The organism is Ruegeria atlantica (genome assembly GCF_013033965.1).
GTDB lineage: Bacteria > Pseudomonadota > Alphaproteobacteria > Rhodobacterales > Rhodobacteraceae > Ruegeria > Ruegeria atlantica_D.
The window spans coordinates 338465-352919 of record NZ_WQFE01000002.1; the positions used below are offsets into that span (position 1 = coordinate 338465).

Genomic DNA, 14455 nt, shown 5'->3' on the forward strand with positions numbered 1-14455 from the left:
AAAATCTGAAAAAACAATGACACCCGGACCCCGAAACCTGATCACCGATATTCCCGGCCTTCTGGTCGGAAACGCGCAGGATGATGCGCTCAAATCCGGGGCGACAGTTCTGACGGCAACTGAGCCTTTCACGGCGTCTGTACATGTTATGGGTGGCGCACCGGGTACGCGGGAAACCGACCTTCTGGCCCCCGACAAATCCGTGTCGCGCGTCGATGCGATCGTTCTGTCCGGCGGTTCGGCCTTTGGCCTGGACGCCTGTTCCGGAGTGGCCGATGCCCTGCAAGCGCAACACCGTGGGTTTGAGGTTGGCAATGCTGTCGTTCCCATCGTTCCGGGTGCAATCCTGTTCGACTTGCTCAACGGTGGAGACAAAGCCTGGGCCGAGAATCCCTATCGCGTGCTTGGGCGTCGCGCATTCGAGGATGCCGCAGACCAGTTCGATCTGGGCACCGTCGGAGCGGGGACCGGCGCATTGGCCGCCATGCACAAGGGCGGGCTGGGCTCTGCCTCGTTCGTGTTGGACAACGGGGTCACGGTTGGGGCCTTGGTGGCGGCCAATCCACTCGGCAGCGTCACCACGCCCGGTGATCGTCATTTCTGGGCCGCTCCGTTTGAATACGGCGACGAATTCGGCGGATTAGGGCCTGATGCCAGCACGGGCCTTGGTCGCAGCGTGACCAGCCGCAAGGCAAAGGCAATGCGACCTGCCGAACCGGACAACGCCAATACCACCATCGCAATCGTTGCCACGGACGCTGCGCTGTCCAAGCCACAATGCCAACGACTGGCCGTGGCTGCCCACGACGGGATCGCGCGGGCGGTTGTTCCCGCGCATACGCCGGGCGATGGCGATCTGGTGTTTGGCGTCAGCACGGGTAGCCACCAACTGGCAGAGGTCGAATTGGGGCTTCTCGGCCATGTGGCTTCGATCTGTCTGGCACGGGCCATCGCGCGGGCCGTATACCTCGCCTCGCCGGCGCCGGGAGATCTTTTACCCTGTTGGTCCGACTTACATGACTTAAGTTAAGGACGGCCTATATGCCGCAGTGGCACAGTGCCCTCGCGCGGCAATCTGCGCGTTGACTCTTTTTTGCGCCGACGGTCCATTCGGTGCAGCCAATTCGTATCGGAGCAAAAGCTATGAATCGCATTCTCGCGACCGCAATCGTCGGCCTTCTGGCCCTTCCCGCTTATGCCGAAGGAGACGCCGAAGCCGGAAAGAAAACCTTCAACAAGTGCAAATCCTGTCACCAGATTGCAGACCCTGCAGGTGAGGTGATCGTCAAAGGCGGCAAAACCGGTCCGAACCTCTATGGTATTGCAGGCCGAACCGCGGGGACCGTCGAAGAATTTAAGTATGGTGACAGCATCGTCGCCGCTGGTGAAAACGGGCTGGTCTGGGATGAGACAACCTTTGTGGAATACGCAAAAGATCCCAAGGCGTTTTTGAAAGATTACCTGGGTGAAACCTCGGCCAAGTCCAAGATGACCTTCAAGCTGAAGAAGGGCGCCGAGGATGTTTACGCTTATATCATAAGCGTTTCTGGCGAATAAAGCCGCAGACCCAGTACAGTTTGAAGTTACAAAAGGCCGCAGCCCCTGCGGCCTTTCGTGCGCTTGATAACCGTGTTGAACAACGCCAATTTGAAAGCGCGCGGTTTTTGATGCGTTGCATGCACAATTTCGCAGAGCTAAGCCGACCTGGCGGCAGCCAATTTCGAATTTCCGGCCCTTACGGCAGATCGGCAGCAGGAGACGACAGATGGGAATCATGATCCCGGCCTGGGTTGATGGCGAGTTGACCCCAGTTGACAAGCTTGAGGCGCATGAAAAAGGCCTGCGGCACAAGGCTGTGTCGGTTTTTGTCGTGCGCGGAACCGAGATTTTGATGCAGCGCCGGGCTTTGGGCAAGTATCACACCCCCGGCCTGTGGGCGAATACCTGCTGCACTCATCCCGATTGGGGCGAGACGCCTTCGGTCTGCGCCGTGCGCCGGTTGCGCGAGGAATTGGGAATTACCGGGCTGTACCCGGAATACCGTCACCGGCTGGAGTACCACGCTGATGTCGGCAACAACATGATCGAACACGAAGTGGTCGACATCTTTCTGGCGCATGTACGCGGCCCGCTGAAAATCGAGCCTAATCCGGACGAAGTCATGGAAATCCGTTGGGTCGATTACCATGATCTTCTGGCCGAAGTGCAGCGATACCCCGAGCGGTTTACGCCGTGGCTCAAGATATATCTGCACAATCACGCCGACACGATTTTCGGCCCTGATCTGATTATCTCGGCCACCTCCTGACGGCTACGGCTTGCAAGGGCCGCCCAAGCCGCATAAGTCAACGCGTCATGGCCAAGCAGAAGCAGAAAACAGACCCGAACTACAAAGTCATCGCCGAAAACCGGCGAGCCCGCTTCGATTACGCGATCGAAGAGGATATCGAGTGCGGCATCGTGCTGGAGGGGTCCGAGGTCAAATCCCTGCGCGCAGGCGGGTCGAACATCGCCGAAAGTTATGCCTCGGTCGATGATGGAGAGCTTTGGCTGATCAACAGCTATATTGCGCCCTACGAACAAGCGAAGGTCTTCAAACACGAAGAACGCCGCCGTCGCAAGCTGCTGGTGTCCCGCAAAGAGCTGTCGAATCTGTGGAATGCGACCCAACGCAAAGGTATGACGCTGGTGCCGCTGGTTTTGTATTTCAACCACAAGGGCCGGGCGAAGCTGAAGATCGGCATCGCAAAGGGTAAGAAGCTGCACGACAAGCGCGAAACCCAGGCCAAGCGCGACTGGTCACGTCAGAAACAGCGGTTGATGAAGGATCACAGCTGATCCTTCATTCTGCTCAGAACGCCATGGCGGCGGAGACGGCGCGTTTCCAACGGTCATATGCCGCGTCACGCTCATCGGCGGACAGTTCGGGTTCAAACCGGCGATCCAACGCCCAGGTTTCTGCAAATCCCTGTTGATCCGGGTAAACACCCGCCCGCATCCCGGCTAGCCACGCCGCGCCCAGAGCCGTGGTTTCCTGCATCACTGGCCGATCCACCTCGGCTCCAAGATAGTCGGACAGCCCTTGCATCGCCCAATCCGATGCACTGGCGCCACCATCCACGCGCAGGGTGACATCGGTATCCGCACCCCAATCGCCCTGCATGGCATGCCACAAGTCGCGGGTCTGGTAGGCGATGCTCTCTAACGTGGCCTTGGCAAATTCGGCACGGCCTGAGTTTCGGGTCAGGCCGAACACCGCGCCACGGCAATCCGGTTTCCAGTACGGCGCGCCGAGGCCGGTAAAGGCGGGCACCAGCACCACATGCTGGTTCGGGTCGGCCTTTTGGGCAAGTTCACCGCTTTCTGGGGCGCTTTCGATGATCTGCAACGCATCGCGCAGCCATTGCACGGCGGCACCGGCCACAAAGATTGACCCCTCCAGCGCATAGGTCCGCTTGCCATCCAGTTGATATGCAATTGTCGTCAAAAGGCGGTTCTTCGATTCAACCGGATTGTTGCCCGTGTTCAGCAGTGCGAAACACCCTGTGCCATAGGTCGATTTCATCATTCCGGGCTGGAAACACGCCTGACCGATCGTGGCCGCCTGCTGATCCCCCGCAACACCCAAAATCGGGATATTTCCCCCTAATAGGGTCGTATTTCCGAAGTCCGAGGCGCAATCATGCACTTCGGGCAGCATATTCATCGGCACGTCCAGCAGATCGCAGATCTCTGCGCTCCACTCTCCCTTATGGATGTCGAACAACAACGTGCGCGCGGCGTTGGTGGCGTCGGTGGCGTGGCTGCGCCCTTCGGTCAGGCGCCAGATCAGAAAGCAATCTATGGTGCCGAACATCAGCTCTCCGGCCTCGGCCCGTTCCCGCGTGCCCGGCACGGTATCCAGCAGCCATTTGACCTTGGTGCCCGAGAAATAGGGGTCCAGCAGCAGCCCGGTCTGGGCGGTCACGTCATCTTCACACCCGGCTTGTTTGTAGCGGGCGCAGATATCAGCGGTGCGGCGGTCTTGCCAGACGATGGCATTATGAATCGGCTCGCCGGTGGCGCGGTCCCAGACCACAGTTGTTTCACGCTGGTTGGTGATGCCGATTCCGGCAATCTGATCGGGGGTCACGCCCGTCGATTCCATCACTTCGCGGCAAACGCGTAGGACGCTGTCCCAGATTTCTTCGGCGTCGTGTTCAACCCAGCCTTCCTGCGGAAAATGTTGGGTGAATTCGTGCTGCGCGGTGCCTGCGCGCTGCATCTCTGCGTCAAATAGAATGGCCCGCGATGATGTGGTGCCCTGATCAATGGCAAGAATATAGGTCACGCCTCATGCCTCTCCCGTTTCGTTTTGCGGGACTTTAGCGCAAACAATGACAATCGTGCCAGAGCGTTCAGACAGGAATATTGTCGATCAATCGCACACCATCCGCCCAGGCCGCAGCAAACAGGCGGGCAGGGCGGTTTGCATAGGTCAGAGGTTCAAGCGTTTCAGCGCAGCGCAACTGCACATATTCCACCTGCGTAAATCCGGCGGCCAACAGATCGGTCTCAGCCTGTCTGGCCATCGGATCGAATGGCGCACCGTCTTTCAGGGCGGTAGCAAGGTCTCGCATGATCCGGTTCTTGTGGGCGGCAATGTCCAGCCCTTCGGGCGACAGGCGCAGATTGCGTGAGGACATGGCCAGACCGGATGGTTCGCGTACTGTGGGGCATCCAACAACCTCGGTCGGGATGTCCAGATCGCGGGCCATGCGGGTTACGATCATCAGCTGCTGATAGTCTTTTTCCCCGAAATAGGCTCGATCTGCCTGCGTTTGCAGGAACAGTTTGGCCACGACCGTGGCAACACCGTCGAAATGGCCGGGGCGAAATTCGCCCTCCATCACATCGGTCAGACCTGCGACGGAGACGGTGGTGGCAAAGCCCTGCGGATAGATCTCTTCGGGTTCCGGGACATAGATCGCATCAACGCCAAAGGGTGCCAGTTTTTCGGCATCCTCGTTTTCGGTGCGGGGGTATTTCGCCAAATCCTCGGGGTTGTTGAACTGTTTGGGGTTCACAAAGATCGTGACGATCACGCGGTCGCACCCGGTTTTCGCGGCCTCAACCAGCGACAGATGCCCCTGATGCAGCGCACCCATGGTCGGAACCACGCCGATCTCTTCACCTTTTTGCTTCCAATCCGAGGTCAGAGCGCGCAGATCAGTCAGGCGGCGCAGGATTGGGGCAGTCATGTCTTGGGCCCTTTGGCCGGAGCTTGATCGGCAAAGACATGTTCGTCCGCCGGGAAGCTTCGCGAGCGTACTTCGGCGGCGTATTCGGCAATGGCGGCTTCGGCCAATGGGCCAAGCTCGGCATAGCGTTTGACGAATTTCGGTTTGAAGGCCGTGAAAAAGCCAACCATGTCGTCCACAACCAGAATCTGTCCGTCGCAACCGGCAGAGGCCCCGATGCCGATCGTTGGAATTGCGACTTCAGCCGTGATCTGATCGGCCAGCCCCTGCGGAACCTTCTCGAGCACGACCGAGAACGCGCCCGCATCATCCACGGCGCGGGCATCGGCCAACACGGCTTCGGCCTGTTCATCACGGCCCTGAACCTTGTAGCCGCCAAGTGTGTTGATCGACTGAGGGGTCAGGCCGATATGCGCCATGACGGGGATGCCGCGCTTGACCAGAAAGCGGATAGTTTCGGCCATCTCGACGCCGCCTTCCAGCTTGACTGCACCTGCGCCGGTTTCAGACATCAGCCGGGCGGCGTTGCGGAATGCCTCGGCAGGCGAATGCTCGTAACTGGCAAAGGGCATGTCGATGACCATCATCGCACTTTCCAAACCGCGCGCGACAGCCTGGCCATGCATCACCATCATCTCCATCGTCACGCCCAGCGTTGATTCCAGCCCGTGCAGCACCATACCGACGCTGTCGCCCACCAATACAAAATCGCAGTGGTCATCCATCAACCGCGCTATCGGCGTCGTATAGGCGGTCAGGCTGACCAGCGGCTCGCCGCCTTTGCGGGCGCGAATATCCTGGGCATTCGGGGCTTTTTTGCGGGCGGTGGCGCTCATTGTCGCTCCTCCGGTTGTCATGTTGCAGCGCGGCATAACAGATGGGAGCGGCCTATAGAAACCCCGGTTGCGCGAACATTTCCTTGAATGACCTAAGGTTTAAAGGGAAGTTGGGTGCAGAAAGGCCCAAAAAATCACAGGGTTCCATTTTTCAGTGGGGAGTAATTTATATGACAAAGCAGACATTTCGGTCCTTTGCCTCAGTGCTGGCGGTCAGTGCCAGCCTGTTTGCCACGCAGGCTTTGGCCAAATCCGACATCACCATCGCGATGCAGCTTGAGCCGCCGCATCTGGACCCGACCAGCGCTGCGGCACAGGCCATCGATTCGGTGGTTTACACCAATATCTTCGAAGGCCTGACCCGATTCATGGGCGACGGTTCGGTTGTTCCCGGTCTCGCTGAAAGCTGGGAGATTTCGGACGATGGTAAGGTCTATACCTTCAAGCTGCACGACGGGGTGACCTTTCACGATGGCACCGCGATGGATGCCGAAGACGTCAAGTTCAGCCTGGATCGCGCCCGCTCCGAGGATAGCGCAAATGCGCAAAAAGCCCTGTTTGCCGGGATCGAAAACATTGAAGTGGTCGATCCGTTGACCGTCAAGGTGACCCTGTCTGAGCCGAACGGGAATTTCCTGTTCAACCTTGCCTGGGGCGACGCGGTCATTGTCGCGCCCGAAAGTATCGAGGGCATCAAAACCAACCCCGTCGGAACCGGTGCTTTTACCTTTGGTGAATGGGTTCAGGGCGACAGTATCACCCTGAACCGCAACCCTGACTATTGGGGCGATCAGCCTGCATTAGAGACTGCTACATTCAAGTTCATTTCGGACCCAACGGCGGCATTTGCGGCTATGATGGCCGAAGACATCGATGTGTTCGACAATTTCCCGGCGCCAGAGAATCTGCCGCAATTCGAAGCTGATCCGCGCTTTCAGGTGCTTGTCGGTTCGACCGAGGGGGAAACCATCCTGTCCACCAACAACAAGATGCCACCCTTCGACGATATCCAAGTGCGGCAGGCCTTGGCCCATGCGATTGACCGCCAGGCGATCATTGATGGCGCGATGTTTGGCTATGGCACGCCCATCGGCACCCATTTCGCGCCGCATAACCCGGCCTATGTCGATTTGACCGGGAACTCGGCCTATGACCCCAAGAAGGCCGCTAAGATGTTGGCAGATGCGGGCTATGCCGACGGAATTGAAACCACCCTGCACCTGCCGCCGCCGTCTTATGCCCGGCGCGGGGGCGAGATCGTGGCTGCCCAACTGGCCGAGGTTGGGATCAATGCTGAAATCATCAACGTAGAGTGGGCCCAATGGCTGGAATCGGTGTTCAAGGGCAAGGATTTCGGCCTGACCATCGTCAGCCACACTGAACCGATGGATATCGGCATCTATGCGCGGCCCGACTACTATTTCCAGTACGACAGCACCGATTTCCAGGCGCTGATGGACACGCTGAATTCGACGACAGATCCCGAAGAGCGTACGCGCCTGTTGGGTGAGGCACAGCGCCTTATCGCAAGCGATTACGTCAACGGATACCTGTTCCAGTTGGCTAAGCTGGGTGTCGCCAAGGCTGGTGTACAAGGGCTGTGGAAAAACGCGCCGACGGCGGCGATCGATCTGACGCAGATCAGCTGGTCCGAGTGACCAATTAGCCGGGGATTAACTCCCCGGCCATTAACCGGCTCCGTCGACCAGCCAGTTGCCATGGACCCAGCCCTTGCGGCGGGGTTGGCCATAATACACACCGTACCACTTACCCTCTCGGGCGCAGGTTCTGACCATGTCCCCATTGTGCAACTCGTCGATTTTGCTGAATTGCGATCCCGGTCCTGTGCGCACAGACAGAAACCCGTCGCCGTTGGGGTCCAGACCCGAGACGAAGCTGCTGGCGCAGCCTGCCGCCTGATCGTCTTCGGTGATCGTGAATTCCTGATCCAATTGTTGCGCCGTGGCTGTGCCTGCCAAAAATGTAAGCGCAAAAGCCAAGTGTCTGCAATGCATGGCTAAACCTCCTGAAAACAATGCCAGAAGCCTAAAGTGCACAGTTTAGTGCCGCAAGTTTCGCCGGTTTTCCTGCCAGTTGAAAGGTCGTGCTGGACCCGCAGCGCGTGCGCCCCTAACGTGGCCTCGATGCTTCGCTATGCTCTCAAACGACTGATTTCGCTGATGATCAGCCTTGCCGTCGCCTCGGTGGTGATCTTCGCCGTGATCGAGGTAGCTCCGGGTGATCCGGCGTCTTTTATGCTGGGCGTCAATGCGCAAGAGGATACGCTGGCCGCCCTGCGGGCCGAGCTGGGCTTGGATGTCTCCAAAGTGCAGCGTTACTTCAATTGGATCGGCGGGATGGTGGTGGGAGATTTCGGAACCTCCTACACCTATCGCACGCCCGTGTCGCAGATGATCGCGGATCGGTTGTGGGTCTCGCTGCCCTTGGCGCTGTACGCGCTGACGCTGTCTACGGCGATCGCCTTCCCTGTGGGTATCTATGCTGCCGCCCGCCGTGGCAAACCGGGTGACCTGACCGTGATGGGGGCGACTCAGCTGGGGATTGCGGTGCCAAATTTCTGGTTCGCGATGATGCTGGTTCTGATCTTCGCCATCAATCTGCGCTGGTTCAACGCTGGTGGTTTTGCTGGGTGGGACAAGGGAGTCTGGACCGGGCTGCATTCCCTGACGCTTCCGGCCATCGCGCTGGCTTTGCCGCAGGCGGCCATTCTGGCGCGCGTGATGCGATCATCCCTGTTGGACATCCTCGGGGAAGACTTCATGCGGACCGCGCGCGCCAAAGGCTTGTCACGTCGTCAGGCGCTGTGGCGGCACGGGGTGCGCAATGCCCTTATCCCGGTTCTGACCATCATCGGGCTGCAGTTTTCGTTCCTGCTGGCCGGCTCCATCATCATCGAGCAGGTCTTTTATCTGCCTGGTCTTGGGCGGCTGGTGTTTCAGGCAATCTCGGCCCGCGATCTGATCGTGGTGGAATCGGTCGTGATGCTGCTTGTCTTTGCCGTCATCACGGTGAACTTTCTGGTCGATCTGGCCTATGCCGCCGTGGATCCAAGATTGAGGAGCCGGACATGAGCCGTAACCTGATCCTTGGTGCATGCCTGTCCTCGCTGGTCGTGCTGGCAGCGCTGGTGTCATTTGTCTGGACCCCTTACGACTATGCCGCGCTGAACATACCCGACAAGCTGCAGCCGCCCAATGCGCAACACTGGTTCGGTACGGATCATTTCGGTCGTGACATGTTCTCGATGATCATGGTCGGTGCGCGCACGTCGATTGCGGTGGCACTGGTGGCGGTTGGCATCGGCATGGCGTTGGGCGTACCGCTTGGGCTGACCGCGGCGGCGCGGAAAGAGTCTTGGCTGGATGAGTTAATCATGCGCGGCAACGATCTGGTCTTTGCCTTCCCTTCGCTGGTCATTGCAATTCTGATCACTGCTGTGTTCGGTGCAGGCGCGATCAATGCGATTATCGCCATTGGCATCTTCAACATCCCGGTCTTTGCGCGCATAACCCGCGGTGCGGCGCTATCTTTGTGGGAACGAGAGTTCATCCTGGCCGCCCGTGTCTCGGGCAAAGGCGCGGCGCGGATATCAGCGGAACATATCCTGCCCAATGTCGCCAACCTGCTGATCGTGCAGGGCACCATCCAGTTCAGCCTTGGCATTCTGGCCGAGGCTGGTCTGTCTTATGTCGGTCTGGGTGCGCAACCGCCTACTCCAAGTTGGGGCCGGATGCTGGCCGATGCGCAGACAATGGTCAGTTTTGCCCCGCATTTGGCTCTGATTCCCGGTTTGGCGATTATTGTTACGGTGCTTGGGTTGAACCTGCTGGGCGATGGGTTGCGCGACTGGTTGGACCCCCGGATCAGGGTGGCCCGCGCATGAGTTTGCTTGAGATCGAAAACCTGTCGCTGTCCATTCATGGCACAGACATTCTGAAACAGGTCAATCTGTCCGTTGCGCCGGGTCAGATCGTCGCCGTAACCGGCGAGAGTGGGTCGGGCAAGTCGATGACTGCGCTTGCGGTGATGCGACTGTTACCACAGGGGGCGGTGACGGACGGGGCCATTCGGCTGAGTGGGTCAGATCTGCTGAACCAGAGCGAAACTGACATGTGTGCCTTGCGCGGTGCTGCGATCGGTATGGTGTTTCAAGAGCCGATGACAGCTTTGAACCCGGTCAAAACCATTGGCGATCAGGTGATGGAATCCATCCTGATCCACAAGGCCATGCCACCAACGCGGGCGCGTGACCGGGCAGAGGAAGTTCTGACCCGCGTGGGCCTGCCGTCAGACCGCTTCCCTTTATCCCGCTATCCGCACGAGCTGTCGGGCGGCCAGCGCCAGCGCGTCGTGATCGCCATGGCCATCGCACTGCGCCCCAAGCTGTTGATCGCGGATGAACCGACCACTGCGTTGGATGTGACTACGCAGGCACAAATCCTTGAGCTTTTAAGGGGGTTGGTGACCGAATTCGGCATGGGGCTGCTGATGATCACCCATGACCTTGCCGTGGTGGCGGACATGGCCGACCAAATTGTGGTCATGCGTCATGGCGAAGTGGTCGAGTCCGGTGCCACCGGCCACCTGCTGCGAAACATGCAGCATCCATATACCCGCATGTTGTTCGATGCTTCGGGCCATCAGGTGGCACTGCCAGAGCCCGCCCAATCCCAGCCTTTGCTTGAAGTGACAAATGTCGTCCGTGACTACCCTTTGCCTCGCAAAAGCCTATTCGGTTCCCCTGGGCATTACAGGGCAGTGGACCATGTGAGCTTTACCCTCAATCGCGGAGAACGCCTGGGTCTGGTTGGCGAGTCTGGATGTGGGAAATCGACCCTAACAAAGGCTGTATTGGGTTTGGAAGAGGTTCAGGGCGGTGACATCCTCCTAGACGGGCAGCCTGTCTTTTCAGGCCACAAACCCAACCTCGCCGTTCGGCGCAAGATGCAGGTGGTCTTTCAGGATCCTTATGGCAGTTTCAACCCTCGGCACCGTGTTGCCCGATTGATCACCGAGCCGTTCCATCTGCTTGATGCTCCGCCAACAAATGCGGAAAGGCAGGACCGGATCGCGGAAATGCTGAGCGCGGTTGGTCTCAGCCCGGATGACGCGGGTAAATATATCCATGAATTCTCGGGCGGTCAGAGACAACGCATCGCCATCGCCCGTGCCCTGATCATCCGACCCGAACTGATCCTGTTCGACGAGGCGGTCTCGGCCCTTGATGTTTCGGTCCGGGCTCAGATCCTCGACCTGTTGGTCGAGCTATGTGAGGCTTATGATCTGACCTATCTGTTCATCAGCCATGATCTGAGTGTCGTGCGCACCATCACCGACCGCGTAATGGTGATGCGGGCGGGAATTATCGTCGAAGAGGGGGAGACCGAAAGCGTCTTTTCTGATCCGAAACATCAATACACAAAAGACCTGATCAATGCCGCGCCAACACTGCCAGACATTGGTCGGAATGTTGCCTAGACCATTTGTTAGAGCCTGAAAAAGGAATGTCCCATGTCCACCCCCCTTTGGTTTGACCCCAGCCTCTGTCTGATTGGTGGCATCTGGGTACCGCCAAACTCAGAACAAACATTGCCTTTGATCAATCCTTCTGACGGGTCTGAGATCTGCCAAATCGCAAGGGGTAATGCGCAGGATGTGGATGCGGCGGTCAGGGCGGCACGGACTGCGCTGGATGAGGATTGGGGGCGAAAAACTGCGCTGGAGCGGGGCCGTATCCTTACGCGTTTGGGGAGAATGGTGTTGGATCGTGTTGAGGACCTTGCCCGGTTGGAGGCGATCGATGTGGGCAAACCGCTGACGCAGGCGCGGGCGGACGCCGTTGCGTTGGCGCGGTATTGTGAATTCTACGGTGGCGCCGCAGACAAGGTGATGGGTGAGACCATTCCGTATCTCGACGGTTATACCGTCTATACGCTGCGGGAACCGCATGGCGTGACGGGGCATATCGTGCCTTGGAATTACCCGATGCAAATTATCGGTCGGTCGGTTGGGGCCGCCCTGGCGATGGGCAATGCCTGCGTCCTGAAACCCGCGGAAGAGGCTTGTTTGACCGCGTTGGCCTTTGCGCATCTGGCACAAGAAGCTGGGCTGCCTGCCGGCGCCCTGAACGTCGTCCCCGGATTGGGGGCCGAGGCAGGGGCAGCTTTGTCGGGCCATCCGGGCGTGCATCATGTCTCGTTTACCGGCTCTGTTGCCACAGGTGCGCTGGTGCAGCAGGCGGCGGGGCGAAATGTGGTGCCCGTGACGCTGGAGCTTGGGGGGAAGTCGCCTCAGTTGGTGTTTGACGATGCCGATCTGGACGCCGCCCTGCCGTTTCTGGTTAACGCGGGGATACAGAATGCCGGACAAACTTGTTCGGCTTCCTCGCGTATACTGGTACAGCGCGGGGTTTATGATCAGGTCAAGCATCGGATGGCAGAGGCTTATGGAGATCTGACCGTTGGCCCGGCGCAGGATGATCTGCGCATTGGACCGCTGATTTCTGCCCGTCAAAAAGAGATCGTTTCAGGGTTTCTGACCAAGGGCGCAGACCTGACAGTCGCAGGGCAAGGGCGGATCGTAGACGGTGCTCCGTCAGATGGGGCTTATGTTCTGCCGACCCTTTTTGCGGACGTTCCGCCCGATCACAGTCTGGCCAAGGATGAGATTTTCGGCCCTGTGCAGGTGCTGATCCCATTCGAGTCCGAAGAAGAGGCGGTGAAGATCGCCAACGGCACCGACTATGGGCTGGTCGCCAGCATCTGGACCCGCGATGGGTCGCGGCAGATGCGACTGGCAAAGCAACTGCGCTCGGGACAGGTCTTCATCAACAACTATGGTGCGGGTGGCGGAGTTGAGTTGCCTTTTGGTGGTGTCGGAAAATCCGGTCACGGCCGCGAGAAAGGGTTTGAGGCCCTCTATGGGTTTTCACAATTGAAAACGGTCGCGGCTTACCATGGTTAGAGCCTAAACGATCACCTCGATCGCCTCTTGCACCCCTACGCCGAACACTCGTTTGTAGCGTTCGATCTGATCTTTCGGACCCATCGCCTTTTCAGGGTTGTCCGATAGCTTCACGGTCGGCTGGCCGTTGGCGGACACAGCCTTGCAAACCAGTGAGAACGGCGCCAACGCGTCGTTTGGAACGAGTCCGCGGAAGTCGTTGGTCAGCAAAGTGCCCCAGCCGAATGAGACCTTGGTTCTGTGGGCGAATTGAGTGTGCAGTTCCCGAATTTTGTCGACGTCCAGACCGTCCGAGAAAATCACCCGTTTCTCCATTGGGTCTTCTCCACGGGACTGCCACCATTTGATCGCGGTTTCTGCACCAGTTGCCGGATCGCCGCTGTCGATCCGAATGCCGGTCCATCCAGCCAGCCAGTCGGGCGCGCGATCCAAAAAGCCCTGCGTGCCATAAGTGTCCGGCAGAATGATACGCAGATTGCCGTCATGTTCCTCGTGCCAATCGCTCAACACATCGTAAGGCGCCTGTGCGAGTTGGGCATCGTCGTTGGCGAGCGCCGAATACACCATCGGCAGTTCGTGTGCGTTGGTGCCGATGGCCTCAACCTCGCGCCGCATGGCGATCAGGCAGTTCGATGTGCCGGTAAACGATGACCCCAGACCCTCGATCATGGCCTGCACGCACCAGTCCTGCCAAAGAAAGCTGTGTCTGCGCCGAGTGCCGAAATCCGCGATGCCTAGCCCGTCGATCTCGCGCAGTTGCTCAATTTTTTTCCAAACGCGGGTCATGGCCTGGGCATACAGCACCTGCAGTTCGAACCGGCGCATGTCGTTCAGAACCGCACGTGAGCGTAGTTCCATCAGAACCGCCAGCGCCGGAATTTCCCACAGCATGACCTCATGCCATTTGCCTTCAAAGGTCAGCTCGTACTGGTCGCCCTTCCGTTCCAGATGATAGGGCGGCAAACGCAGGTTTTCGAACCACTCCATGAAATCCGAGCGGAACATCTGGCGTTTTCCGTAGAATGTATTGCCCCGCAGCCAGGTGCTTTCGCCCCGGCTGAGGCTGAGCGACCGGATATGATCCAATTGTTCGCGCAGCTCGCCTTCGTCGATTAGTTTGGCCAGAGGAATATGATTCGACCGGTTGATCAGTGAAAAAGTCACGTCCGTTTGGGGCTTATTTCGAAACACTGACTGGCACATCAGCAGTTTGTAGAAGTCCGTGTCGATCAAAGACCGTACAATCGGGTCAATCTTCCATTTATGATTGTACACACGTGTCGCAATATCGACCATGGGGAACTCCTGCGATTTCCGTTGTTAGATCAATCGGTGCGTAGAATGGCAAGAGTCGCTAGAATGATAACAATGACAAGGTCAGGTCACATTGCGAGC

The 14455-nt window shown here is 58.5% G+C and carries 14 protein-coding genes; 9 read left to right on the forward strand and 5 right to left on the reverse strand.

What is annotated here, in order from left to right; translation table 11 throughout:
- Window positions 1–16 precede the first annotated feature (16 nt).
- From GOW16_RS05545 to smpB, 4 genes are all read left to right on the forward strand, one after another.
- On the forward strand, window positions 17–1030 hold the full coding sequence (locus tag GOW16_RS05545) for a P1 family peptidase (protein ID WP_170411506.1): 1014 nt from the start codon (window positions 17–19) through the stop codon (window positions 1028–1030).
- 113 nt (window positions 1031–1143) lie between these two features.
- Entirely contained in the window at window positions 1144–1557 is a 414-nt protein-coding gene (locus GOW16_RS05550) for a c-type cytochrome (protein ID WP_170411509.1), read from the forward strand.
- A gap of 208 nt (window positions 1558–1765) precedes the next feature.
- The gene (idi, locus tag GOW16_RS05555; RefSeq protein WP_170411512.1) at window positions 1766–2308 is read left to right on the forward strand and encodes an isopentenyl-diphosphate Delta-isomerase; all 543 of its coding nucleotides are present in this window, start codon (window positions 1766–1768) and stop codon (window positions 2306–2308) included.
- Between the two features lie 47 nt (window positions 2309–2355).
- Window positions 2356–2838 carry an SsrA-binding protein SmpB gene (gene smpB / locus GOW16_RS05560; RefSeq protein ID WP_170382128.1) on the forward strand — a complete coding sequence of 161 codons (483 nt, stop codon included), beginning with the start codon at window positions 2356–2358 and terminating at the stop codon, window positions 2836–2838.
- A 13-nt stretch (window positions 2839–2851) separates the two neighbouring features.
- Here the strand turns inward: smpB and glpK are convergent, their stop codons facing one another.
- The 3 genes from glpK to panB all read right to left on the reverse strand — a co-directional run bounded on the left by glpK (window position 2852) and on the right by panB (window position 6076).
- On the reverse strand, window positions 2852–4330 hold the full coding sequence (glpK, locus tag GOW16_RS05565) for a glycerol kinase GlpK (protein ID WP_170411515.1): 1479 nt from the start codon (window positions 4328–4330) through the stop codon (window positions 2852–2854).
- A gap of 67 nt (window positions 4331–4397) precedes the next feature.
- On the reverse strand, window positions 4398–5240 hold the full coding sequence (gene panC, locus GOW16_RS05570; RefSeq protein WP_170411518.1) for a pantoate--beta-alanine ligase: 843 nt from the start codon (window positions 5238–5240) through the stop codon (window positions 4398–4400).
- A complete protein-coding gene (gene panB / locus GOW16_RS05575; protein WP_170411521.1) occupies window positions 5237–6076 on the reverse strand; it encodes a 3-methyl-2-oxobutanoate hydroxymethyltransferase in 840 nt (279 codons plus the stop codon). Before panB ends, panC begins: the two co-directional genes overlap by 4 nt.
- 170 nt (window positions 6077–6246) lie before the next feature.
- On the opposite strand from panB, the gene GOW16_RS05580 reads away from it, so the two are divergent.
- Window positions 6247–7734 (forward strand): ABC transporter substrate-binding protein, encoded by a 1488-nt coding sequence (locus GOW16_RS05580; RefSeq protein WP_170411524.1) that lies wholly within the window; start codon window positions 6247–6249, stop codon window positions 7732–7734.
- 30 nt (window positions 7735–7764) lie between these two features.
- On the opposite strand, the gene GOW16_RS05585 is transcribed toward GOW16_RS05580, so the two are convergent.
- The gene (locus tag GOW16_RS05585; protein WP_170411527.1) at window positions 7765–8091 is read right to left on the reverse strand and encodes an SH3 domain-containing protein; all 327 of its coding nucleotides are present in this window, start codon (window positions 8089–8091) and stop codon (window positions 7765–7767) included.
- Window positions 8092–8220: 129 nt separating this feature from the next.
- Between GOW16_RS05585 and GOW16_RS05590 the strand changes: the two genes are divergently transcribed.
- Genes GOW16_RS05590 through GOW16_RS05605 form a run of 4 tightly spaced genes read left to right on the forward strand, consistent with a single transcriptional unit; the run spans window position 8221 to window position 13060 of the window.
- On the forward strand, window positions 8221–9168 hold the full coding sequence (locus tag GOW16_RS05590) for an ABC transporter permease (protein WP_170411530.1): 948 nt from the start codon (window positions 8221–8223) through the stop codon (window positions 9166–9168).
- Window positions 9165–9980, forward strand: a complete 816-nt coding sequence (locus tag GOW16_RS05595) for an ABC transporter permease (RefSeq protein WP_170411533.1) — start codon at window positions 9165–9167, stop codon at window positions 9978–9980. The genes GOW16_RS05590 and GOW16_RS05595 overlap by 4 nt, the downstream gene beginning before the upstream one ends.
- Window positions 9977–11575, forward strand: coding sequence for an ABC transporter ATP-binding protein (locus GOW16_RS05600; protein ID WP_170411536.1), 1599 nt, complete (start codon window positions 9977–9979; stop codon window positions 11573–11575). Before GOW16_RS05595 ends, GOW16_RS05600 begins: the two co-directional genes overlap by 4 nt.
- Before the next feature lie 33 nt (window positions 11576–11608).
- Complete coding sequence (locus tag GOW16_RS05605; RefSeq protein WP_170411539.1) at window positions 11609–13060, forward strand: aldehyde dehydrogenase family protein; 1452 nt, start codon at window positions 11609–11611, stop codon at window positions 13058–13060.
- 3 nt (window positions 13061–13063) lie between these two features.
- Here GOW16_RS05605 and pncB read toward each other — a convergent pair whose 3' ends face one another.
- Complete coding sequence (pncB, locus tag GOW16_RS05610; RefSeq protein ID WP_170411542.1) at window positions 13064–14356, reverse strand: nicotinate phosphoribosyltransferase; 1293 nt, start codon at window positions 14354–14356, stop codon at window positions 13064–13066.
- Between the last annotated feature and the right edge of the window lie 99 nt (window positions 14357–14455).